Genomic DNA, 22,550 nt, shown 5'->3' on the forward strand with positions numbered 1-22,550 from the left:
CAACTTATACATTCATAATTATTAAAATAATTTAAAAGTTAATATTTAACTCATCCATCATTTCATCAATCTTTTTATTTAATCTTTTGATATTTGAAGTGATTTCCTCTTTTTCATGAACCAAATCTTTTAGTTGAATAAATTCTCCTTCAAATGTATCCACATATCTTGAAACAGATAAATTAAAATCATTATTTTCAATATCTGAAATAGATACAACATTAGAATATTTATCAATTATTTGATTGTTCTTATAAACATCAATTAATTTATTTATACTATCCTCAGACAATAACAAATTCCTTTTAAACATCCCTGGCAATGCATTTGAAGATTTTTTTGTTTTAAAATTTTGTGATAAATCAACAAACAGTAAATTATCACTATTCCTATTTTTTCTAAATACACAGATAATTTCAGGCCTTGCAGATCTGCCCAATTCATCAGGAATACTAATTATAGTATCAAGGTAATTATGTTCAAGAGTTAAATATTTTCTTAATGTAGACAATGAATTCTTAAATAAAAAACTTTGAGGAATAGCAACAACCATTACTCCATCATTTTTAAGGTTATTTATTAAATTAATCAGGAATAAGTATTCACTGTCTTTGAGTGATTCATATTCTCCATTAAATTCAATTTCAGAACCTAAATCCATGTCCATTTTTTCAAGTAAGCTTTCCAAAGCATCATTCAGTTGAGCATCATCAGCAAAAGACTTTTCACTCATCTTGAAGTTTGATGAAAGAACATTTTCAAGCTTTCTTCTTTTGCTTCTTTTAGAAAGTTCAATATTTTGAGTTTTATTGGATATTCTGGAGCTCCAACCTCCAATTTGAGGTAATTTTGATATAATTACATCATAGGAAGCACCATCAATATCAACAGAGTCAATTGCATTTCCAAATTCTAAAAATACTCCATCCAAATCAAAATAGTTCATAAAAAGTCTGACCATACCAACACAGTAAGTTAATTTATCAAAACATTTTCCATATGATTTGCCGTAAGGAAATGAGAATTTATCAGATAAATTAATTAAAGAAGATGCATCATTTAAAAATGGATTATATACATCCATAGGAGATGATTTTGTTGCACAGACCAATTCAGTTAAAATGGTATTGATATAATCTGGATCATGTTCAATACCCATATATCTTGATTGACAAATTTGATCAAAAACTTCAGTAAATGAGAACTCATCTTCAAATAGATCTAATTTTGAGATTGAATAAATTAAATCTTTATAAAGAAGATTATGTTCATTATCAAATTCCAATTTCTTAAGATTTATTTCACTTTTAAATGATTCAAATAAAAAATTAAAATATTTTTCATAATTTGAATTTGGCATGAATTCAATATTATTAAAAAATGTCCTAACAAAAGAAGTCAGGAAAAACCTCTCAGGATATTCATTATTAATTACTTCATCAATATATGCTTCAGGTTTATTGATATAATACCCAAACATATGAAATGCATCATTTCTAAATACTTCCTGATAGTACGGATCTCTGAACGCTTCATCGAGAGTAATTTCTTTATCTTCAACAACACTTAAAAAATAGTCTTTAAGTGAATCAGAACAGTATTTGTATAAAAATGTTAAAACTAAAAGATAATTGGCATCACTGGAGTATTCAGATTGTCTAAGATTAGTGCGAATATTCCTGAAAATTGTATAATTATGAGACTTTCTACGTTTAATCATTATTTTCCCCCCAAAGTTTATTTAAAATGCCCTCTTTGAGGCGTCTATCATATTCAACAGCTTTCAAGTCTTCAGCGATTTTTTCATTAATTGTATTTAAAAGTTGACCATATTTTATCTGTGTTTCAAAATCAGGAACTTTAAGAACAATTTCTTTAATTTCTTTAATGGATATGTGAGGTATCCTTTCAGTACTTCCACTTTCATGAAGTTGTTTTTTAACGTGAGCATTAGTTAACATATGAGCAATAAATGCAGAATCAAAACCCGGATTCAATCGTATAATAGCTATTCTATCACTTACCACAAGTCCTTCCTGATTTAATTGGACTACATCAAATGGATATGGCATTTTCATTAGTACATCACCAGACTTTGAGAAAAATCTTTCTTTAATATTCTCTTTTAATTTGACTTTTTCAAAATCTGCAACAATTCCATCTCCTTTAATTGATCTTTGAACTATAACATTATTATATGATCCATTATCATCCAAATAACGCCTGTATGAAAGGCCAGAATAAATCTCTGCAATATCATTTAGTTTTACAGTTTGCATTTTTCTCACTAATAATAAATTTAGTTAATTTAATATAAAAAATTAGGTTCCAAAGCACCTGCCCGGAACCATTGTTGAGCCAATACATTTGGCCCACATAGCAATATGATGGGGAACTTGGTGGTATTCTTCAAGATAAACAAAATATGTGAAGCGTTTCCACATCATATACATTGATTTGAAAAGGGAGAGTTGGCTGAAATAAGCATGTTTACGGTTATATGATTTTTGCCAGACCTGATACTCTTGAAGTCCGAACAAATGTTTAATTTCTTTTCTTAATGCATCCATTTGGTGATATTCGAATGCAATTGGAGGATTCGAAAGATTATAGAAGTCATGTTGAAACTTCCTAATCTTTCTGTTGAGAAGTTGCTCCCTTTTATAATATTCATTGTGTTTTTTTCTTGACCTTTTGTAGAATTTATATCTAGACATTTCCACTCCTATTGATACAATGCACTTACATCATCAACAAGCTGTTCTTTAGGTGCTTCAGAAATATCTACTTTTTCAGCAGAAACCCCACCAATAACACCCACACTTTGAATGTTGTTCTTTAAAACGGCAGTAGAAATAAGGCCAGACCCTTGTGGAGATAAAACAAATAAATCAAGGAATGTATCATCTTCCCCGACTATGAACGCTGGTTCGATGGCTTCAGAAGAGTTGGTTTGAACTTTAATGAGAATATGTTTTGCTTCATTGTCCCCTTCGAGTCCAATTTCACGCCTAATATTTTCATCCAAGATTTTAACTTTTTCACTCCAGTTAACAGAGTTAGATTGGTAATCATTCATATTATCACCTACTATTTTTAAATCCACTTTTTGTGGAAGAATTCAACAATATTTTTACAAAATACAATTATATAAAATCTGCATTTTTACAATGAAGATTTAATTGTGTAATTATATCTTATATACAATAGTATATAAACTTAACTATTTTAAACATCTTTTAGTAAAAAATACAATTACTAAGAATGTAATCACTAGTATATTTGTTATCATATATAAACTTTTTGCATATTATTAAAAAAGACAATGAGGATATGCAAAATTACACAAAAATTTGAAAAAATAAAATAAAAAAAGTAAAAAAAAGCTGAAATTAATCTTCAGCTTCTTCAACAACTAACACTAGTTTTTGATTTTCTTCGTCGACTTCCATAACAATAGGAGTTTCTTCAAATGCACCAGGATCCTTTTCAACACATTCATTGATTTTAGCTTGAATGGTTCCGACATCTTCAGTATCAATCAAGTCAACAATTTCCAATTGTTGTTGGAATCTTTCAACACCTTCAAGAGGAACGTTTTCAACAAATGGAATAGCCCCTGTTGCTCCAACGATTTTCTTTTTATCCGGATCTGCCCCATTAGCATGAAGCGCCTTGAAACTTTGACCAGTAATGTGACCTTGAACCTCAGCACCAGCCAAAATTAAGAACCTTATATTCGGATTAGAAATAATATTCGCAACTACTTTCTCAATACCTAAGTTTTCAGTTTTACATGGTCCTGCAATTGCCGCTCCAGTTAAATCAGGTTCAATATGAGAAGCAAGAGTTGTAACAGCCACTGGACTTTCAGGGTCCCCAACAATGTAATCCCCACTGATTACAGGCCAGCCTTCTGCAGGTGCTTTTTTATCAGCCATAATTAAATCCTCCTAATTTTTGTGATTAAGAATATAGTTTATACATATTTAATATTTTGTAACTTAATTACAGTAATTAGGAAACATAAAACAAAATATATAATCTAATCTAAAAATTAAAAAATAGTAAAAAAGAGGGGTGACAGTTTAGTTTAAGGTTTAAAAATACAAATCAGCTGGTTTTCCAATATATTCAAAGTCATCTTTGTTTTCTAAGTATTTAACTCCAATAATTTTTTTATCAGGAAATACACTTACAACACTCATACCATCATCAACATCAATGACAATGACTTTGGTGTTTTTTTCACCTTCAACTTTGATTTTGATTATTTCGTCATTTTCAACAAGGTCAGCATCTTCAAATTCATTACTTACATCAGTAGAATACCAATGTTGAGGTAAATCGACTCTAATATCCAAATCATCTAATACGTCTTTAACATGCATTTAAAAATCCTCCTTATAAATTGAGTAACTATATCTACAGTAAAATATATGAAAAAATACATATAAATATATTGTAACTATTCAAGGGTTAAAAGTAGTTAAAGTTCCAATCACTAAATTAAAAAGTGTATTTTGTTCTTATCAACATCATCTATAGTATGTGGTTTTGGAATATTCTCAGAATGACCAATTGCTAAAATACCTGCAATCCTATAATGAGAATCAATTTTTAAAATATCCCTTACAATTTCTTCTGAATTTTTACCATCCTTTGATCTTAAATGGATCTGAACCCAACAACTTCCCAAATCCAACTCAGATGCCATCAAATGCATATATGTTAAAGCGATTGAAGAATCTTCACACCAAGTATCTGCAATCATTGTGTCAGCAAGAACTACAATAGCTTTATCAGCACCAGATATTAAATCAGCACCATGGTCTTTTGATTTGGCTAATTTTTCAAGTGTTTCACGTCTTTCAACAACCATAAAATTACATGGTTTTCTATTCATACTAGTTGGAGCTAAAAGTGCTGCTTGTAAAATTTTATCAAGCTCTTCTTTTGTTACTGGTTTATCTGTAAATTTTCTTGTACTTCTTCTTTTAAGCATGGTATCTAGTAATGTCATGATTAAAAATTAAACTTTGATATATAAAATATTTTATCTAAAAAAATCTTACAATACATAAAACTTTAATAAAAATACCACACATATATTAAATTATTAGGTGAATTTTAATGGATTTAATAGTAGCAAAATTTGGTGGAACTTCTGTCGGTAATGGGCGGAGAATTAAAAAAGCTGCCGAATCAATAGCAAAAGAATATAAAAAAGGTAATCAGATTGTTGTCGTGGTATCAGCTGTTAACAAAACAACTGATGATTTAATAAAGCTTGCAGACGATGCAATAACATATAATATCACAGATAAACAACATGCTGAAATAGTAGGTATGGGAGAAAGAATTAGTGTTAGATTATTCTCAGCTACGTTAGAATCCTTAGGCGTTAAATCCATATTCATTGACCCTTACTCAGAATTATGGCCAATTATGACCGATTCAAATTATATGGAAGGTAAAATTGACCTTGAACAAACAAAAGAAAAAGTGAATAATCTTAAATCTTTGATTGACCAAGATATTGTTCCAGTAGTTTGTGGATTTTTAGGTAAATGTGGTGACCAGGTAACTACATTAGGTCGTGGCGGAAGTGACATTACTGCATTTTTAATTGGTGAATGTTTAAATGCAAATGAAGTTGTTATCGTAACTGATGTAGATGGTGTTTTATCAACTGATCCAAGAAAGATACAGGAAGCAGTTTTGTTAGATGAAATCACAGTTGATGAAATGAAAACTCTTGCTACACATGGAGCGCAAGTATTGCATCCTCATGCACTTGATTACAAGCATCCAAAAATTGATGCTAAAATCATTAATTTCAAAAATGGTGATTTAAGTTCTAAAGGAACTTACATTACAGGACCTAAAGATTACAAGCCAATTGACTTATATGAGAATCCTGTAGCCTCAATAACAATTGTTGGAAAAAGTTTATTGAACAAAGTTGGAATTGTATCATCACTTGCAAATATCCTTTTGGAAAATGGAATTAATCTTTTTAAGATGAATCCTCATCATAATTCAATAACAGTATTTATTGACAGTGCAGATGCAAATAAAGCATATGAATTATACCATGATCACGTAATTAAAACTGACGATTTAAGTTCCATTTCACGTGATAAAGATACTGCAATGTTCAGTATTACTAATCCTGACATTACTGAGCTCACATTAGCTAATCTTTTAACAGAAAACAATATTGATGCTGTTTTAATCAATTACACTAAAACAGAAATCTTATTATTTGTCGAGTGGGAATTCAAATATGAAGTTTCCAAATTACTTGATAATTATAAAAATTAAATCAATTGATGTAGACCAAACAAGAAAATATATTATATTTTAAAACTGCATCACATATTTTTATTTTTTCAAATAAAATACTATCAAAAACTAAAATAAAACTAATTTTAATTAACTGGAAAATCAATTAAATTAAATGAGAATATGTAACTAAAATATAATATGATTGTTGCATATAGCAACAATTAGTTATTGTATAAAAAATTCGAAGTGCGGCAGGCAACTTCGAATGGCATTTTTTCACGACTTGTTTTTAGCCAATTTATACTTATTAATTTTCTATAATATAAATTAAGTGGTTTTAACTTTAATCGTGAAAATATTTTATAAAAGTTTGTTTTTAAGTTAACAAACTATTTAATTAATCAATAATCCTAAAAAAATATTCAAATAAATGTCATTTAAATAAAATAAAAAAAATGAGAATTAATCTCATCATTCATTGTTTTTGTAATTTAAAACCAGTACCCACAAACTGTGCAACATCACGACCAACATCATCTGAAATATTCACAATAACAATAGATGATGTCCTTCCACTTTTTCTGCAAGTTGCCTCAGCAATTAACTTATCCCCTTTTGGAGCAGACAGATAATTAATACTTACTTGTTGAGCAACAGTTAACTGATGGATTTGATTAGACAATACAGCAAAAGCAAAATCAGCCAAGGTAAAAATTACACCACCCATTACTCCCCCATAAGCATTCTTATGAACATCGGATACCATCAAAGAACAAATAGCTTTATCTTCTGTTAATTCATCTAATGTAACTCCAGTATTTACTGCGAATTTATCTTTATAAAAAAATTCACGTGCTTCTTCTAACGAATTAAAATTAGCCATAATTAACACCTCATTAAATAATTGTTATGCATATTAAATAAATCATTCCATAATTGTATAATAAAAGATTAACCAAAATAATATTATGTCCGAGTTAACATTTAAAATAGCTGAAAGAAAAGATTCTGGATTAATTTTAGAATATATAAAAAAGCTTGCAGATTATGAAAAAAGATTAGATGAGGTTATCGCTACTGAAGATGCAATTGAAAAATGGGTATTTGATGAGAAACAAGCAGAAGTAATATTTGCTCTTGTTGATGGAACACCAGTTGGCTTTGCATTATACTTCTTAAGTTTCTCAACATATATCGGAAATGTCAATATGCATTTAGAGGATTTATTTGTAGATCCTGAACATCGTGGAAAAGGATATGGTAAAGCATTACTTAAAGAGCTTGGAAAAATAGTTATTGATAGAAAATATGGTAGATTCGAATGGACTTGCCTTTCATGGAACAAACCTAGCATTGATTTTTATTTATCCATTGGTGCTGAAAAAAAAGATTGGAACATATTCCACTTTACAGGAGATGCACTAAAAGACTTTGTTAATGAATAATAATCCAATTAAACACCATCACCAAAAATAAACAAAATATAATAAAAAGAATATGGTTGAAATTAAAGATTGCTTTTTTATAAAATATAAAGTTCAGTACTAAAAAAAGCAATCTTATGTTTAAGAACATACCCTTAAAATTTATAAAAAACGGGAAAAGAGACTGATATGGTAATACTATAAATAAATTTTAAGATATATTCTTATTAATAACTATTCGTTTGATAATATATAAATCTTTCGTACAAATACGAATGAATATTTTTTAATACAAATCATAATTTTATAAAAATACAACATCATTTTACAAATCTGAATAATAAACAATAATGATTATAATAAAAATATGAAACTTGTTAAAAAAATAGTTAGAAAATGAATAAGTTAAAAAGATTATTAAAATAAAAAAAAGGAAAAAACAAGGAAATCTATACGATTCCTTGTGCAATCATTGCATCAACAACTTTTTTGAATCCTGCAATGTTTGCTCCTGCAACATAGTTTTTATCGAAACCATATTCTTCAGCAGCAGCTGCAACATTTGCAAAGATGTTTTCCATAATACCTTGGAGTTTTGAGTCAACTTCTTCAAAAGTCCAGGATAATCTTTGGGAGTTTTGAGACATTTCTAATGCAGAAGTAGCTACCCCACCAGCATTGGATGCTTTACCTGGAGCGAATAATACATCATTAGCTTGTAAGTATTCAGTAGCTTCAATAGTGGTTGGCATGTTTGCTCCTTCAGCAACTGCAAGTACACCATTTTCAACTAAAGCTTTTGCATCTTCTAATTGTAATTCGTTTTGAGTAGCACATGGTAATGCGATGTCACATTTAATGGTCCATACACCTTTACCTTCGTGGTATTCAGCACTAGGTCTTGCTTCTGCGTATGCAGTTAATCTTTCACGTCTTACTTCTTTTACTTCTTTGAGTAATGCTACATCAATTCCTTCAGGATCGTAAATCCAACCAGTTGAATCGGAACAGGTTACTGGTTTACCACCTAATTGTTGAGCTTTTTCAATAGCATAAATAGCTACGTTTCCAGCTCCGGATACTGCAATGGTTTTACCAGCAATATCAATATCATTTGCTTTTAACATTGCGTTAGTGAAGTATAATAATCCGTAACCAGTAGCTTCAGTTCTTGCAAGAGATCCACCGAAAGTTAATCCTTTACCAGTTAATACTCCTTCGTATAAGTTAGATAATCTTTTGTATTGACCGAATAAGAAACCAACTTCACGAGCACCTACACCAATATCTCCTGCAGGTACATCAGTGTCAGCACCAATGTGTCTGTATAATTCAGTCATGAAACTTTGACAGAATGCCATTACTTCTCTGTCGGATTTTCCTTTAGGATCAAAGTTGGATCCACCTTTTCCTCCACCAATTGGGAGACCAGTTAAGGAGTTTTTGAAGATTTGTTCGAAACCTAAGAATTTAATAATACCTATGTTTACAGAAGGGTGGAAACGTAATCCACCTTTGTAAGGTCCAATTGCACTGTTGAATTGTACACGGTATCCTGTGTTTACTTGTACTTGACCGTTGTCGTCTACCCAAGGAACACGGAATTTAATTTGTCTTTCTGGATTTGCTAATCTTTCAAGAAGTGCAATTTTTTTGTATTCTTCTTCGTTTTCTTCAACTACAGGCCTGATGGTTTCCATTACTTCTTTTAAAGCTTGATGGAATTCAGGTTCACCAGGGTTTTGTTCAATAATAGTTTCAATTACTTCATCTACGTATGACAAAATTATTCCTCCAAATAATAAATTTAGAATTTATATGATATTATTAAATTAAATTTTTTGCCAGAATTTTTCCAGCAATTTAACAATATAGTTAATTATATAGATGTTCTCATATTTAAATATTATTCAATTTTACTAAAATATTCTAAAAAAAATTAATAAAATTTAATCATTATTATAAACATTGTTTAGAAATAATAACTTAAAAATAATTAACTGAACATAACTTTTAAGATAAAAATTTAAAATGTCTACAAAAATAATCAAAAAATGGACAAAGTCGGAAAATGATTGCCAACCAAGAAATTCCGAAGTGTAAAAAAAAATCAAACTTTTTAATTTTAAAGAAGAACCACTTAGAAATTTAGAACAAATAAACAAATATGCAAAAAATTTTAAACAAAAATACATATAAATTAAAAAAGCACATCTATTTATATATTATAATTTATAAATTAATCTACAAAGTATACTAAAAATTTAATTTTAGTAGACAAAAACATAAGGTGAGAAAAATGACTGTAGAAAAATTAACTAAATCCCAATATAATGATTTGAAAAATAGTTATCTTACAAAAAATAGAACAATGCATTCATTATATGCTGAGATAAATAAAGAAAATAAAGTCAATAAGCAATTATTTTTCAAATTAATTAACAAAATAAGACAAGAAGAAGGATTAAACGATTATTATACAATAAAAAAAGAGAAAAAAAGAAATAATATTATAGAAAATTTGGACAAATCTCCAAAATACTATAATTAATATTCTACGTAATATCTTAAAACAGCAGCAATACCACCGAATGCTCTGAAAAGTTGCATACCTTCTTCAGTTTCAGTGGAAATGAATTCAACGTTTGTGTTCATTTCTTCTGCTTTTTCAACAAATTCATCGGTTAAATCTTTTGAAGCGATTTCTTTGAAAGTATCATTACAATTAGGACATTTTTCATCATATTTATCAGCTTCTGCTTGAGTTTTAACAGTGACTTCTTTTTGAGTACCACAGTTAGTACATTCAAATGTTTTACGCATGCTAGACAAATCTTCAGATAAAAGTAAAGTGTCAACAGCACCCATTATCAAATTATTTCTAACTTGATTTTCACCATAAGAACATAAACCTTTATCTTTGGTCAACTCTTTTAAGAATCTTTGAACTTGTTTTTTCTCATGCATTACATCCAAGTTATCTAAAATATCTGCAGATTTATCAATAACTTCACGAATACCAGGTTCTCCAGTATAAGATGTATCCACAGTTGCAATGATTTTATCTTTAAGTTCATATTGGAGATAATCCCCTTGGATAAACTCTTCTTTGGTAAATCCAGGTCCACCAACAATGATTCCTTTTAAATCATCTTTAAGATCTAAAAAGTCATCATTCATGTGTTCACCAATACGTTTTTTAAATTCGTGAGCAGCAAGGTCAATTACACGATCGAACCTTCTTTGAGATTGTCCCCCTGCTTTGTGTTTTCCAGGAACACCACTGGTTAAGTGAGTTAAGATGTTAACTTTTTTACCTTTTAAAGTAGCTACAGTAGCTTCTTTCCTGTCAACTACAGCAAGACCGTAGGTATCCCTTTCTTCAATAATTTCTTCTAAAGGTTCAATGAAAAATTCATTGTTACATTTATACCAGTAAGTTGTGATTGGTTCCGGTGGTTCTAAAACATATTTTTCCATTTTTTCAGTACCAGGACCGCCTTTAGGAATCATTCCTACAAATAAAACTAAACCATTTTCAGGTGGTTGCTTGTATAAACGAATACTTTGTAAAATTACTTCGATAGCAGATTGTACATTTTTTCTTGTTTGTTTACTCTTAATGTTAGCACTTTGTCCAAGTTCATCTCTCATGTGCTTACCAACATCACTTAATTGTTTATCAGGTGGAATGTAAACGGAAACAAGCTCTGTACCTCTACCTCTTTTTCCAGATAGTTCTTTTAAAGTTTTTTTGAATTCATATAATTCTTTTGATGATACTTCAGCCATGTTATCCCTATAAAAATTAAATTAGTATAATAGTATTAACTATCTTTTTTTATATATAAATAATTAATTAAAAAATAATAAAATTTACAAAAATATAATATATAATTAAAAGAAATAAAAATGTAATGAAATGGAAAATTGGTAATGTCAAAATAGCAAATCAAGTAGTTTTAGCCCCCATGGCAGGAATATGTGACCATGCATTTAGAAGCATAGTTAAATCCATGGGTTGTGGTTTAATTGAGACTGAAATGGTTTCTGATAAAGCCATAATGTACAATAATTTCAAAACACAAGAAATGTTATTTATGAAGGATGAAGAAAGACCCATTTCCCAACAAATCTTCGGTTGCGGTACAGATTCATTTAAAATTGCTTCTGAATATATCTATGAAAATATGAAACCAGACATTATCGATATAAATATGGGATGTCCAGTTAAAAAAGTAGCTATTAAATCAAAAGCAGGCAGTGCTCTTTTAAAGGATCCTGAAAAAGCAAAACGTATTGTTGAAACCGTTGTTGAAACTGTTCCAATACCAGTTACTGCAAAAATTAGAAGCGGATGGGACAAAAGTAGTATCAATGCAGTGAAAATGGCACAGATTATTGAAGATGCAGGTGCTTCAGCAATTACTGTCCATCCACGTACCAGACATCAGAGATACGATGTTCCAGCAGACTGGTCAATAATCAAAGAGGTTAAAGATGCAGTGTCAATTCCAGTAATTGGAAATGGTGATATCAGATCATGTTATGATTCAAAAAGAATGCTTGATGAAACTGGTTGTGATGCAATAATGATTGGACGAGCAACCCTTGGAAATCCCTGGCTCATAAAACAATGCGTTGATTACTTAGAAACTGGTGAAGAACCTGAAAAAGTTACTGTTGAAGAAAAAATAGCTATGGCAAAAAGACATGCAAACATCCTTGAAGAAACACAACCTAAAAAACTAGCAATTTCAAGAATGAGAACACAGACTGCATATTACATGAAAGGAATGTATAGGACTGTTGATATTAAACCAAAATTATTTAAAATGAACTCAAAAGAAGAGATATTTAAATTGTTAGATGATTATTTAGCCACCGAACATGCACATATTTCCAAATTTGTCAAACAAGATTAAATCTTCATCTGAAATTGTATTAAGTTCTAAAAGATCCATACGAGTTATTTTTTCAACTTCACGAGCAAGACCCACATAAGTATCTGGATAATCATTATAACCAAACAGATGCCAAATAATGTTGTCTTCAAACACAAATTCCAAATACCAATCATACCCTTCTAAATCATCAGGATCTCTTGTATTGGATTTATTATGATACTCGTCAAAAATCCAGTTATATACATGATACTTTTCCAACAAATCTAGAATTATTGTTTCATCATTATCTGACAAATCCTTATCAATGTAACCCTCAATCCGTTTTTTATTGAAATCTATGATTAATCTAGGCTTTGGAATATCATAAGGATAAGTTTGATAATGTCCAAATTCAATAGTTTTAAGATTTAATTGTTTTTCATCAAGATAAACTCCGTTTGAGCGAATATCATAAAATAATGGAGTAACCATTTGTTTTTGATAATCCAAATGTAGAACATCAAACTTGAACAAGTCTTTTAAAAGTTCCCCAAACTTAACCCAATTAGCTGGAAAATTATTTTTAAATGAATATTCCTCATAATTATCACTAGAGTAAATGATGACATTACAAGAATAAATCAATTCAATTTTTTCAAAATAAGAAAACTTCTCCGATTCGAAATTCTTAAATAGTTCCAATCCATTAAAACCATACAAAAACTTATCAGCCTGTTTAAAGTTAAAATGACGAATTTCACTTGTCATATTGCGACGCAGTTCACTTAGAATGCTAATCCAAGAATCATCACAAAGATCACTTTCAGATAAAAACTTATCTCCACTACCTCTCTCTGAGATTTTATAATATGCGGAATTGTTTAAAAAATCTATTGTGAAACATTCATAATGACGATTAAGACGTTTAAAATTAAATCTCTGCGTAATTTCTATTTTTTCAATCATAATTAGATTAAACTATCTAATGCAAGTTTAATATAATTATTGTAAATAATTAAAAAACTATATAACATATTATCATTTAATTATAAGTAAGTGATAGTATGGTTTTAAGAAGATGCCCTCAATGCGGTTCAACAAGTGATGACAAATATGGTTTTTGTATAAAATGCGGTTGGGAATTTACAAAAATGACTCCTGCACAAAATGCATGCCCATTATGCGGATACGAAAATCCAGACGAAGCAGATTTTTGTGTGAAATGCGGAACACCCTTAGTCTTTAAGAGTCAGTTCAATGGACCACAAGAAATTAATCCAATAATAATAAACAAAGAAGTTACAGGCACAAGTTCACCGATAAAACAAAGTGGATGGCTTAAATGGATAATAATATTTGGATATATATTCTCAATTTTAGGTGGTCTTTTAGGATTAATAATCGCAATATATTTAGTTACAAGAAAAGATGCAAATGTAAGAAAACACGGAATTATACAACTTGCAATATTTGCATTCTACATAGTGCTAATTGCAGCATTATACGCAACTGGAATGATTCCAGCAGATGCATTAACCAACTATCAGCAATTAATCGCCGGAAACATGACATTTCCTTAAAGGTAAATACATTATAATGGCGCCATCACCATCAGTATAATAATTTGGAACTACTCTATCAGTTCTAAAATTAAATTTTTTATAAAATTCAATAGCTCCATGATTATTTTCATTTACTTCCAAATAGATAGTATCTAGATTTAGCAATGACAAAATTGAAATGGCCTTAACAAGAAGTTTAGTTCCAGCACCCAAACGTCTATACTTTTCATCAACAGCTATTGAAATAATATGGCCATTAAATTCATATTTAATCCAAAACATTACATAACCAATTACATAACCTTCATGTTCGGCTACCAAAAAACCAATACCCATTTCATATAGTTGTTGAAACATTTTCAATCCATAAGATTGGTTAAATGACATGTTTTCTATTTCAAAAACTCTATTTAAATCATTTGGATTAACTTTTCGTATAATCATAATAACACTAATTATAAAAAACAATGTATTTAATAGTTTGGTTATATTAAATATTAATTGAGGATAACTATGTGGCAAGATTTTGGAGATTACATTTTAAATGAAATTGGAGATAAACAAGTAAAAATTGCAGAAATTGGTGTTGGAAATTTTGATAGAATATCTAATATACTATCTCAAAAGGATAACGTGACTTTAATCAAAACTGACATCATCCCAAAAGATTCAAGTGTTATAAAAGATGACATTACAAATCCCAACCTTGAATTATACAAAGATGTTGATATCATTTACTCAATTAGGCCTCCAAGTGAACTTCAACCACATATAATAAATCTTGCGGAAAAAATAGGCTCCCAGTTAATCATAAAACCATTGACAAATGAAGATCTAAATACTGGTAGGGTCAAAATGAAGTTAAAAAATTATAAAAAAGCAAGTTTTTACATATTGAGGTAATTTAATGGATAAATTCCTAAAAAAATATAACACATCACATCAAGGATTAAGTGAAAGTGAAGTCTTAAAAAGACAACAGGAATACGGTTTAAATGAACTTGATGAAAAAAAACCAACACCCCTATTAATCTTATTTTTATCACAATTTGTTGATGTATTAATTGCACTTTTAATAATAGCAGCCATTGCTTCAATTGCAATTGGCGATTTTATTGATGCAGGAGTAATTTTACTTGCTGTAATGCTTAACACAATTCTTGGATTCATTCAAGAGTACAGATCAAGAAAAGCTGTGGATAGTCTTAAAAATATAATAGTTAAAAAAGCAATTGTTAAAAGAGATAATGAAATATTTGAAGTTGATGCAAATACATTGACAATTGGAGATATTGTAATTCTCGAAGAAGGAAATAAATCTCCTGCTGACATAGTATTGATTGAATGTAATGATATTCATTGTGATGAATCATTCCTCACAGGAGAATCCAAAGCAGTAGCAAAAGAAATAAATGACACAATCTTTATGGATTCAAACATCATTTCCGGTCATGGAATAGGTATTGTAACTGACATTGGAATGAAAACTGAAATCGGGAAAATTGCAAAAATTGTCCAAGAGGAAGATGAAGAAACTCCACTTGAGATAAGAGTGGGGAAACTTGGAAAAGTATTATCTGCAATTGCAATTACAGTTTGTATAGGCATATTTATTTTAGAAACCCTGCAAGGAGTTGGCCTTGTTGAAACTTTCATGACTGCTGTTTCACTTGCAGTTGCCGCAATCCCTGAAGGCCTTCCAGCAGTTTTGACATTGACACTTGCACTTGGAATGTCTGAAATGGCTTCATCAAATGCAATCGTTAAACGATTACTGTCTGTTGAAACTTTAGGATCATGTACAATAATCTGCAGTGATAAAACAGGAACTTTAACTGATAATAACATGAGTGTTGTTGAAAGTTATTTACTGAATGAAAACAAGACTTTAATGATTTCAAAATTATGCAATAACGCCATCATAAAAGACGAAACTGCAATTGGAAATCAGACAGATGTAGCAATTCTGAGATTTGGAAAAGATTGTAAAAGCAACTTTGAGCGTGTTGATGAAATTCCACTTGACAGCAATCGTAAAATGATGACAACCATACATAGACTAGATAATGAAAATAAAATTGTTTTGACAAAAGGTGCACCAGAAATAATTTTAGATAAATGTAAACATGTAGACTATAATGGAACTATAAAAATAATTGATGCTGAAACAAAGGAAACCATACTTCAAAAAATTGACGACATGAGTGAAGATGCATTGAGAGTAATCGGTTTTGCATATAAAATCAATGATGAAGAAAACCCTGAAGAAAATCTCATATTCACAGGATTACTCGGATTAATAGATCCTCCAAAAAGGAATGCGAAAAAAGCGGTAAAAGAATGTATTAATGCAGGGATTGCAGTGAAAATGATTACAGGAGATCATAAAAAAACCGCAATCGCAATCGCAACACAACTTGGAATATTGACAGATGGTCAAGTGATTACCGGAAAAGAACTAGAAAAACTTACAGATGAAGAATATTTATCTATAGCAGATGACATCCAAGTTTATGCAAGGGTAAAACCTGCTCAAAAGATGAGAATTGTTGAAACATTAAAAAGTTTAGGAAACATTGTTGCAATGACAGGAGATGGAGTTAATGATGCTCCTGCTCTTAAAAAAGCATCAATTGGTGTTGCAATGGGTGATGGGACAGATGTTGCTAAGGAATCATCCGACATGATTTTACAGGATAATGATTTTTCAACAATTGTAAAAGCCATAAAAGAAGGACGTAAAATCTATGACAACATTAAAAGGTTTGTTAAATTCCAGGTATCAACAAATGTTGGAGCAATTTTAACAATAGTTGGAACAAGTTTACTCAATTTGCCATTGCCATTCAATCCAGCACAATTATTATGGCTAAATATTGTAATGGATGGTCCCCCAGCACAGACCTTAGGAATGGAAGGTGCTGAAAAAGATACCATGCAGCGTCCACCTGAAACTGGAGATATCCTCACAAAAAAGACATTGATAGACCTATTCCTATTAGGAGCAGTAATGGCTATTGGAACCATTATTGTTTTTTATTGGGAAATTTATTCAGGTGCATCAACCAAAAAAGCTATGACAGTTGCATTTACATTATTTATAGTCTATCAATTATTAAATGCATTTAACGGAAGATCAAACTCTGAAAAATCAAGCAAATACTTATATATTGGACTTGCATTATCATTTGTACTTCAATTACTAATCATATACATACCACAATTACAAATAATATTCAGAACAACTGCAATTAGTATTATTGAATGGATAATTATAATCATCGTTGCTTCAAGCATTTTATTTGCTCAAAAAATAATGGACAAAGTGATAAAATGAAAATATTATTATTAGGGGGTACAAAAGACTCCATAAACATTATAAAATTTATTAAGAAAAATTTTGATGCATTTATTCTAACTACAACCACAACTGAATACGGTGCAAAATTAGCAAAAGACGGAGGAAGTGATGCAACCATAGCTCGCCCACTTCCAAAAAATGAACTAATTGACATAATCACAAAGGAAAGTTATGAAATTTTAATTGATGCAACACATCCATTTGCAGAACATATTACTCAGACCAGCGTTAGTATTGCAAAAGAGTTAAAAATACCATATTTACGCTTCGAAAGACCTATCACAAACATGGAAAATATTGATACATCACATATACAATATGTAAAATCATTTGTTGAAGCAGGAGAATTAATAGCCAATGAATTTAATGAAGGAAATGTATTACATTTTGCAGGAGCCAACACAATGGCAGACATCGTGAAAAATGTTTCAATAGACAGATTCTACCCAAGAATATTAAAAGTGGAGAAATCTATTGAAAAATGTCGTGAATTAAATATTAGTCAAGATCATATTATTCCAATGACTGGTGCTGCAAGTACCGAAGAGAACATTCAACTAATTGAAAAATATGATGCTATCGTAATGATTACAAAAGAAAGCGGAGAAATTGGTGGTGTTATTGATAAAATTCAAGCAGCCAATGAAAAAGATATTGCAGTAATCATGATTCAAAGGCCCGAAATAAATGAAATAAACAAAGAAAATATTGTATCCAATTTAGATGAATTGGATATTAAATTAAAAAAACTTTTATAGAATAAACGCCGAGACTGGGATTTGAACCCAGGCGGAGAGACTCCACAGGATTTCAAGTCCTGCGCCTTACCAGACTAGACTATCTCGGCATACATAAAAATAATATTTAAGAATAAAATAAAATAATTAGAATTAAAGTTAAAACTTTTTTTAAAAATAGATATAATAAACGCCGAGACTGGGATTTGAACCCAGGCGGAGAGACTCCACAGGATTTCAAGTCCTGCGCCTTACCAGACTAGACTATCTCGGCATATATGAAAAGGAATATTTAGAAAGAATCTAAATATCTATCCTTTAAGTTCAATTTCAATACTTACATTATCAGGAACGTTAATTTTCATAACTTGTCTCATAGCACGTTCGTCAGCTCCAATACCGATTAAACGTTTATGAATTCTGAGTTCCCATTTTTCCCAAGAAGCTTTACCTTCTCCATCTGGAGATTTTCTTGTAGGTACTACTAATTTTTTAGTAGGTAATGGAATAGGACCAGATAAGTCTACACCAGTTCTTTCAGCAATTTTTTTGAGTTGATCACAAACATATGCTAATTTTTCTGGGTCTGTTCCTGTAAGCTTAATTCTTGCTTGATTCATTTATTATCCTCCAATAAAACAAAAAGAAAAGAAAGTAAAATAATTACTTTCTAATTATTGTTTACAAACTTATTTTGCAGGGGTAACGTTGAGACATAAACCAGCTGCAACAGTTTGACCCATATCTCTGATAGCAAATCTTCCCATTTGAGGGATTTCTTTTGCGTTTTCGAGACACATTGGTTTGGTAGGTTTAATTTTAACAATAGCTGCGTTACCAGTTTTTAAGAAGTCTGGGTTTTCTTCATCAACAGCACCGGTAGCAGGGTTTAATTTTTTAGATAATTCTAAGAAAGTACATGCTACTTGAGAAGTGTGACAGTGGAATACAGGAGTGTATCCAACGGTAATTACACCAGGGTGTTGTAAAACAACAACTTGTGCGTCGAATTCTTTAGCAACAGTAGGAGCGTTGTCAGTGTGTCCAGCTACATCTCCTCTTCTGATATCGTTTTTACCTACACCTCTTACGTTGAATCCAATGTTGTCACCAGGTTCAGCTACATCGAATACTTCGTGGTGCATTTCGATAGATTTAACTTCTCCGGAAGCTCCAGCAGGTTCAAAGATAACGTTTTCACCTTTTTTCATGATACCGGTTTCAACTCTTCCTACAGGTACGGTTCCTACACCAGTAATGGAGTAAACGTCTTGAATAGGAATTCTTAAAGGTAAATCGGTAGGTTTTTCAGGTGGAGTTAATTTGTCTAAAGCATCCATTAAAGAGTCACCTTTGTACCAAGGAGTGTTTTCACTTGCTTCTTTAATGTTGTCCCCTTCAAATGCAGATAATGGGATGAAAGGTACGTTTGCTGGGTTGAATCCTACGGTTTTGATTAAGTTAGAAACTTGTTCTTTTAATTCGTTGTATTTGTCTTCAGAGTAATCTACAACATCAATTTTGTTAATTGCAACGATTAATTGATTAATACCTAAAGTTCTGGATAAGAAAACGTGTTCTTTAGTTTGAGGCATTACGCCGTCGTCTGCTGCAACTACTAAAACACCAGCGTCTGCTTGGGAAGCACCAGTGATCATGTTTTTAACGAAGTCTCTGTGTCCAGGACAATCTACTACAGTGTAGTCGTATTTTTTGGTGGAGAATTTTTGGTGAGCTAAATCGATAGTTACTCCTCTTTCTCTTTCTTCTCCTAATTTGTCCATAACAAATCTGAATTTGTTTTCTCCGTCGTCTAATTGTTGTTCAGCGATTGCACCAGCTTTTAATAATAAGTGTCCAACTAAAGTGGATTTTCCGTGGTCAACGTGTCCAATAAATGCTAAGTTAAGATGTTCTTTATCTTTTGCCATTATAATAACCTCTTTGTAATATATTAACAAACAATATCTATAAGCTTAAATGATAGCTTAAATGTATTTTTATATTTTAACATATAAATAGATAATGTTTTTTTATAAATTTTAATAAAAAAAATATAAAAATAAAAATTTTATATTTTTATAAGTCTCCTAAGTAGTGGCTTGCAGGGAATGGATCTGCGGATAAGCCTTTTCTTTGTCTGATTTCTTTAACAATATTATGTTGCATCTCACGTGGGAGTGGTTCAAATCCTGCAATTTCAGTAGACCATAAACATCTACCTTCAGCAGCAGATCTGATGTCTCCAGCGAAACCAAACATTTCAGCTACAGGCACTTTAGATTCAATTCTTGCCATATCTCCAGTTTCTTGACCCATGTTTACAATTTGACCTCTTCTGTTTTGGATTTCACGAGTACAGGAACCCATGTAATCATTAGGAGTGTCAATAACTACTTTTTGCATTGGTTCGAGTAATGCTGGTTCAGCAAGCATCATAGAACCTAAAACTGCATTTCTGATAGCAGGTAATACTTGAGCAGGTCCTCTGTGAACTGCATCTTCGTGAAGTTTTGCATCGTGGAGTTTGAATTTTAATCCCATTGCAATTTCTTCACCTAAAGGACCGTTTTCTAATGCAGATTCAAATCCTTCAATTAAAAGTTCTTTAACTTCATCTAAGTATTGAATACCACGAGTCATGTTAAGGAAGATACTTCTGTTGTGAACAGCCCATACTCTTCTAGCTTCTTCTTTTTCTAAACCATGTTCCATGAAGTCGTTAGCAGATTCTTTACCTTTAACTTTACCTTCTTTAATGTCACCATTTTGGATAGCGGCATATAATTCAGGTTCAATAGGTTCAACAGTAAGGTAGAATCTATTGTGTTTGTTAGGTGATTTACCTTCAACTTGTGGAGATAATTGTCTTACAGTTTCTCTGTATACAACAATAGGTTCGGAAGTAGTGATATCTACACCTTTTTCTCCGATTCTGTAACCGATAACTTCTAAGTGAAGTTCTCCCATACCAGATACTAAGTGTTCACCAGTTTCTTCGTTAATGTTAATTTTAACGGTAGGGTCTTCTTTACCTACTTGTCTTAATACTTCAATTAATTTTGGTAAATCTTTAGTGTTTTTAGCTTCTACAGCAACAGTAACTACAGGTTCAGAGATGTGTTCTAATCCTTCGAACTCAACAATTTTGTGTTCAGGATCACATAAGGTTTCACCAGCAATAGCTCCTTTTGCACCAGCAACGTATACAATGTTACCAGCAGGGACTTTGTCAGTGTTAACTCTTTCAGGTCCGAAGTAGACACCTACTTGTTGAACTCTGGATTTACCGTGAGAACCAACGAGATATACTTCAGTACCTTTTTCGATAGTTCCTCCGTAAACCCTACCAGTTGCAATTTCACCAGCGTGTTTATCAACAGATACATTGGTAACCATTACAGCTAAAGGTCCGTCAGGTGAAGTGGTAATCATACCTTCTCCAGCAGGAGATTCGATGTCACCATCCCATATGTTAGGTACTCTGTAAACTTGTGCTTCTTTAGGGGAAGGTAAGTGTTCAACTACCATACCTAATAATACATCAGATAAAGGTACTTTATGTGCTAACTCTTTTTGTTTATCATCGTTACAGAATTGGATGATATCATTGAAGTTAACTCCAGTTTCTTGCATAGTTGGTACATTAATAGCCCAATTGTGGTATGCTGAACCGAATGCTACACTACCATCAGTGAAATCTAAAGACCATTCTTCTTTTTTATCTTCAGGAGCCATGTTTTTGATTAATTTGTTAGCTTCCATGTAGATGTTAATGAATCTTTTTTGTAATTCTTCTGGTTCTAATTTTAACTCGTTGATTAATCTGTCAACTTTGTTAATGAATAAAACTGGTTTTACGTTTTCTTTTAATGCTTGTCTGAATACAGTTTCAGTTTGAGGCATGATACCTTCTACAGCACAAACTACAACTACTGCACCATCTACAGCTCTCATAGCACGAGTTACGTCTCCACCGAAGTCAACGTGTCCAGGAGTATCAATTAAGTTGATTAAGTATTCACCATCTTTGTAATTGTGTACCATAGATACGTTAGCTGCATCGATAGTAATACCACGTGCTTGTTCTTGTTCGTCAAAATCTAAGAATCTTTGGTCACCAGCAAGTTCTTCGGAAATCATTCCTGCACCTGCAAGTAAGTTATCAGATAAAGTGGTTTTACCGTGATCGATGTGAGCACAGATACCAATGTTTCTGATTTGATCTGGTTTGTACATTAATTCTTTGATTTTTGCAATCATTTTGTCTCTTCTACTCAAAATAACCA

General features: G+C 31.0%; 23 protein-coding genes and 2 tRNA genes. 8 read left to right on the top strand and 17 right to left on the bottom strand.

Features of this window, described 5'->3' with window-relative positions; all coding sequences use genetic code 11:
- Positions 1-31: 31 nt before the first annotated feature.
- The 7 genes from MR875_02115 to MR875_02145 form a co-directional block, all read right to left on the bottom strand.
- Positions 32-1,720 carry an SAM-dependent methyltransferase gene (locus MR875_02115; GenBank protein MCI6993650.1) on the bottom strand — a complete coding sequence of 563 codons (1,689 nt, stop codon included), beginning with the start codon at positions 1,718-1,720 and terminating at the stop codon, positions 32-34.
- Positions 1,713-2,279 carry a restriction endonuclease subunit S gene (locus MR875_02120; protein MCI6993651.1) on the bottom strand — a complete coding sequence of 189 codons (567 nt, stop codon included), beginning with the start codon at positions 2,277-2,279 and terminating at the stop codon, positions 1,713-1,715. The genes MR875_02115 and MR875_02120 overlap by 8 nt, the downstream gene beginning before the upstream one ends.
- A 42-nt stretch (positions 2,280-2,321) precedes the next feature.
- Positions 2,322-2,717, bottom strand: coding sequence for a hypothetical protein (locus tag MR875_02125; GenBank protein MCI6993652.1), 396 nt, complete (start codon positions 2,715-2,717; stop codon positions 2,322-2,324).
- Positions 2,718-2,725: 8 nt separating this feature from the next.
- On the bottom strand, positions 2,726-3,079 hold the full coding sequence (locus tag MR875_02130) for a hypothetical protein (protein ID MCI6993653.1): 354 nt from the start codon (positions 3,077-3,079) through the stop codon (positions 2,726-2,728).
- Positions 3,080-3,392: 313 nt separating this feature from the next.
- The gene (gene mtrA, locus MR875_02135; protein ID MCI6993654.1) at positions 3,393-3,941 is read right to left on the bottom strand and encodes a tetrahydromethanopterin S-methyltransferase subunit A; all 549 of its coding nucleotides are present in this window, start codon (positions 3,939-3,941) and stop codon (positions 3,393-3,395) included.
- A gap of 159 nt (positions 3,942-4,100) precedes the next feature.
- Positions 4,101-4,391 (bottom strand): hypothetical protein, encoded by a 291-nt coding sequence (locus tag MR875_02140; protein ID MCI6993655.1) that lies wholly within the window; start codon positions 4,389-4,391, stop codon positions 4,101-4,103.
- Positions 4,392-4,504: 113 nt separating this feature from the next.
- On the bottom strand, positions 4,505-5,023 hold the full coding sequence (locus MR875_02145; GenBank protein ID MCI6993656.1) for a nitroreductase family protein: 519 nt from the start codon (positions 5,021-5,023) through the stop codon (positions 4,505-4,507).
- Positions 5,024-5,133: 110 nt separating this feature from the next.
- Between MR875_02145 and MR875_02150 the strand changes: the two genes are divergently transcribed.
- On the top strand, positions 5,134-6,327 hold the full coding sequence (locus MR875_02150) for an aspartate kinase (protein MCI6993657.1): 1,194 nt from the start codon (positions 5,134-5,136) through the stop codon (positions 6,325-6,327).
- 439 nt (positions 6,328-6,766) lie between these two features.
- Here MR875_02150 and MR875_02155 read toward each other — a convergent pair whose 3' ends face one another.
- Positions 6,767-7,174 carry a PaaI family thioesterase gene (locus tag MR875_02155; GenBank protein ID MCI6993658.1) on the bottom strand — a complete coding sequence of 136 codons (408 nt, stop codon included), beginning with the start codon at positions 7,172-7,174 and terminating at the stop codon, positions 6,767-6,769.
- A gap of 85 nt (positions 7,175-7,259) precedes the next feature.
- Here MR875_02155 and MR875_02160 point away from each other — a divergent pair, with 85 nt between their 5' ends.
- The gene (locus MR875_02160) at positions 7,260-7,736 is read left to right on the top strand and encodes a GNAT family N-acetyltransferase (protein ID MCI6993659.1); all 477 of its coding nucleotides are present in this window, start codon (positions 7,260-7,262) and stop codon (positions 7,734-7,736) included.
- Between the two features lie 428 nt (positions 7,737-8,164).
- Here MR875_02160 and gdhA read toward each other — a convergent pair whose 3' ends face one another.
- Positions 8,165-9,499: an NADP-specific glutamate dehydrogenase gene (gene gdhA / locus MR875_02165; protein ID MCI6993660.1), complete on the bottom strand. Its 1,335-nt coding sequence runs from the start codon at positions 9,497-9,499 to the stop codon at positions 8,165-8,167.
- A gap of 515 nt (positions 9,500-10,014) precedes the next feature.
- On the opposite strand from gdhA, the gene MR875_02170 reads away from it, so the two are divergent.
- Entirely contained in the window at positions 10,015-10,266 is a 252-nt protein-coding gene (locus tag MR875_02170; protein ID MCI6993661.1) for a hypothetical protein, read from the top strand.
- On the opposite strand, the gene prf1 is transcribed toward MR875_02170, so the two are convergent.
- Positions 10,263-11,507, bottom strand: a complete 1,245-nt coding sequence (prf1, locus tag MR875_02175) for a peptide chain release factor aRF-1 (protein MCI6993662.1) — start codon at positions 11,505-11,507, stop codon at positions 10,263-10,265. The two genes, MR875_02170 and prf1, sit on opposite strands and share 4 nt — an antisense overlap.
- Before the next feature lie 125 nt (positions 11,508-11,632).
- On the opposite strand from prf1, the gene dusB reads away from it, so the two are divergent.
- The gene (gene dusB / locus MR875_02180; protein MCI6993663.1) at positions 11,633-12,640 is read left to right on the top strand and encodes a tRNA dihydrouridine synthase DusB; all 1,008 of its coding nucleotides are present in this window, start codon (positions 11,633-11,635) and stop codon (positions 12,638-12,640) included.
- Here dusB and MR875_02185 read toward each other — a convergent pair.
- On the bottom strand, positions 12,593-13,567 hold the full coding sequence (locus tag MR875_02185) for a hypothetical protein (protein ID MCI6993664.1): 975 nt from the start codon (positions 13,565-13,567) through the stop codon (positions 12,593-12,595). The two genes, dusB and MR875_02185, sit on opposite strands and share 48 nt — an antisense overlap.
- A 98-nt stretch (positions 13,568-13,665) precedes the next feature.
- Here MR875_02185 and MR875_02190 point away from each other — a divergent pair, with 98 nt between their 5' ends.
- Entirely contained in the window at positions 13,666-14,181 is a 516-nt protein-coding gene (locus MR875_02190) for a zinc-ribbon domain-containing protein (protein MCI6993665.1), read from the top strand.
- On the opposite strand, the gene rimI is transcribed toward MR875_02190, so the two are convergent.
- Positions 14,152-14,607, bottom strand: coding sequence for a ribosomal protein S18-alanine N-acetyltransferase (rimI, locus tag MR875_02195; protein MCI6993666.1), 456 nt, complete (start codon positions 14,605-14,607; stop codon positions 14,152-14,154). The two genes, MR875_02190 and rimI, sit on opposite strands and share 30 nt — an antisense overlap.
- Positions 14,608-14,676: 69 nt before the next feature.
- On the opposite strand from rimI, the gene MR875_02200 reads away from it, so the two are divergent.
- The 3 genes from MR875_02200 to cobK are packed head-to-tail and all read left to right on the top strand — an operon-like array spanning position 14,677 to position 18,282.
- Positions 14,677-15,066, top strand: coding sequence for a hypothetical protein (locus tag MR875_02200; GenBank protein MCI6993667.1), 390 nt, complete (start codon positions 14,677-14,679; stop codon positions 15,064-15,066).
- A gap of 4 nt (positions 15,067-15,070) precedes the next feature.
- Complete coding sequence (locus tag MR875_02205; protein MCI6993668.1) at positions 15,071-17,500, top strand: calcium-translocating P-type ATPase, PMCA-type; 2,430 nt, start codon at positions 15,071-15,073, stop codon at positions 17,498-17,500.
- The gene (cobK, locus tag MR875_02210; GenBank protein ID MCI6993669.1) at positions 17,497-18,282 is read left to right on the top strand and encodes a precorrin-6A reductase; all 786 of its coding nucleotides are present in this window, start codon (positions 17,497-17,499) and stop codon (positions 18,280-18,282) included. The genes MR875_02205 and cobK overlap by 4 nt, the downstream gene beginning before the upstream one ends.
- A gap of 6 nt (positions 18,283-18,288) precedes the next feature.
- Here the strand turns inward: cobK and MR875_02215 are convergent.
- The 5 genes from MR875_02215 to MR875_02235 all read right to left on the bottom strand — a co-directional run bounded on the left by MR875_02215 (position 18,289) and on the right by MR875_02235 (position 22,542).
- Positions 18,289-18,371: transfer RNA gene (locus MR875_02215), tRNA-Ser, on the bottom strand.
- Between the two features lie 81 nt (positions 18,372-18,452).
- A tRNA-Ser gene (locus MR875_02220) sits at positions 18,453-18,535 on the bottom strand.
- Between the two features lie 37 nt (positions 18,536-18,572).
- The gene (gene rpsJ / locus MR875_02225; protein ID MCI6993670.1) at positions 18,573-18,881 is read right to left on the bottom strand and encodes a 30S ribosomal protein S10; all 309 of its coding nucleotides are present in this window, start codon (positions 18,879-18,881) and stop codon (positions 18,573-18,575) included.
- 69 nt (positions 18,882-18,950) lie between these two features.
- Positions 18,951-20,192 carry a translation elongation factor EF-1 subunit alpha gene (tuf, locus tag MR875_02230; protein MCI6993671.1) on the bottom strand — a complete coding sequence of 414 codons (1,242 nt, stop codon included), beginning with the start codon at positions 20,190-20,192 and terminating at the stop codon, positions 18,951-18,953.
- A 148-nt stretch (positions 20,193-20,340) separates the two neighbouring features.
- On the bottom strand, positions 20,341-22,542 hold the full coding sequence (locus MR875_02235; protein MCI6993672.1) for an elongation factor EF-2: 2,202 nt from the start codon (positions 22,540-22,542) through the stop codon (positions 20,341-20,343).
- Between the last annotated feature and the right edge of the window lie 8 nt (positions 22,543-22,550).

The organism is Methanobrevibacter sp. (assembly GCA_022775905.1).
In the GTDB taxonomy this organism is placed as follows: domain Archaea; phylum Methanobacteriota; class Methanobacteria; order Methanobacteriales; family Methanobacteriaceae; genus Methanocatella.

Coding starts and splice junctions, on each gene's coding strand:
- MR875_02185 (MCI6993664.1), bottom strand. CDS start 13,567: ATGATTGAAAAAATAGAAATTACGCAGAGATTTAATTTTAAACGTCTT.
- MR875_02155 (MCI6993658.1), bottom strand. CDS start 7,174: ATGGCTAATTTTAATTCGTTAGAAGAAGCACGTGAATTTTTTTATAAA.
- MR875_02120 (MCI6993651.1), bottom strand. CDS start 2,279: ATGCAAACTGTAAAACTAAATGATATTGCAGAGATTTATTCTGGCCTT.
- MR875_02130 (MCI6993653.1), bottom strand. CDS start 3,079: ATGAATGATTACCAATCTAACTCTGTTAACTGGAGTGAAAAAGTTAAA.
- MR875_02140 (MCI6993655.1), bottom strand. CDS start 4,391: ATGCATGTTAAAGACGTATTAGATGATTTGGATATTAGAGTCGATTTA.
- MR875_02205 (MCI6993668.1), top strand. CDS start 15,071: ATGGATAAATTCCTAAAAAAATATAACACATCACATCAAGGATTAAGT.
- MR875_02190 (MCI6993665.1), top strand. CDS start 13,666: ATGGTTTTAAGAAGATGCCCTCAATGCGGTTCAACAAGTGATGACAAA.
- MR875_02115 (MCI6993650.1), bottom strand. CDS start 1,720: ATGATTAAACGTAGAAAGTCTCATAATTATACAATTTTCAGGAATATT.
- MR875_02200 (MCI6993667.1), top strand. CDS start 14,677: ATGTGGCAAGATTTTGGAGATTACATTTTAAATGAAATTGGAGATAAA.
- MR875_02170 (MCI6993661.1), top strand. CDS start 10,015: ATGACTGTAGAAAAATTAACTAAATCCCAATATAATGATTTGAAAAAT.
- cobK (MCI6993669.1), top strand. CDS start 17,497: ATGAAAATATTATTATTAGGGGGTACAAAAGACTCCATAAACATTATA.
- MR875_02125 (MCI6993652.1), bottom strand. CDS start 2,717: ATGTCTAGATATAAATTCTACAAAAGGTCAAGAAAAAAACACAATGAA.
- rpsJ (MCI6993670.1), bottom strand. CDS start 18,881: ATGAATCAAGCAAGAATTAAGCTTACAGGAACAGACCCAGAAAAATTA.
- tuf (MCI6993671.1), bottom strand. CDS start 20,192: ATGGCAAAAGATAAAGAACATCTTAACTTAGCATTTATTGGACACGTT.
- MR875_02150 (MCI6993657.1), top strand. CDS start 5,134: ATGGATTTAATAGTAGCAAAATTTGGTGGAACTTCTGTCGGTAATGGG.
- prf1 (MCI6993662.1), bottom strand. CDS start 11,507: ATGGCTGAAGTATCATCAAAAGAATTATATGAATTCAAAAAAACTTTA.
- MR875_02145 (MCI6993656.1), bottom strand. CDS start 5,023: ATGACATTACTAGATACCATGCTTAAAAGAAGAAGTACAAGAAAATTT.
- mtrA (MCI6993654.1), bottom strand. CDS start 3,941: ATGGCTGATAAAAAAGCACCTGCAGAAGGCTGGCCTGTAATCAGTGGG.
- MR875_02160 (MCI6993659.1), top strand. CDS start 7,260: ATGTCCGAGTTAACATTTAAAATAGCTGAAAGAAAAGATTCTGGATTA.
- rimI (MCI6993666.1), bottom strand. CDS start 14,607: ATGATTATACGAAAAGTTAATCCAAATGATTTAAATAGAGTTTTTGAA.
- dusB (MCI6993663.1), top strand. CDS start 11,633: ATGAAATGGAAAATTGGTAATGTCAAAATAGCAAATCAAGTAGTTTTA.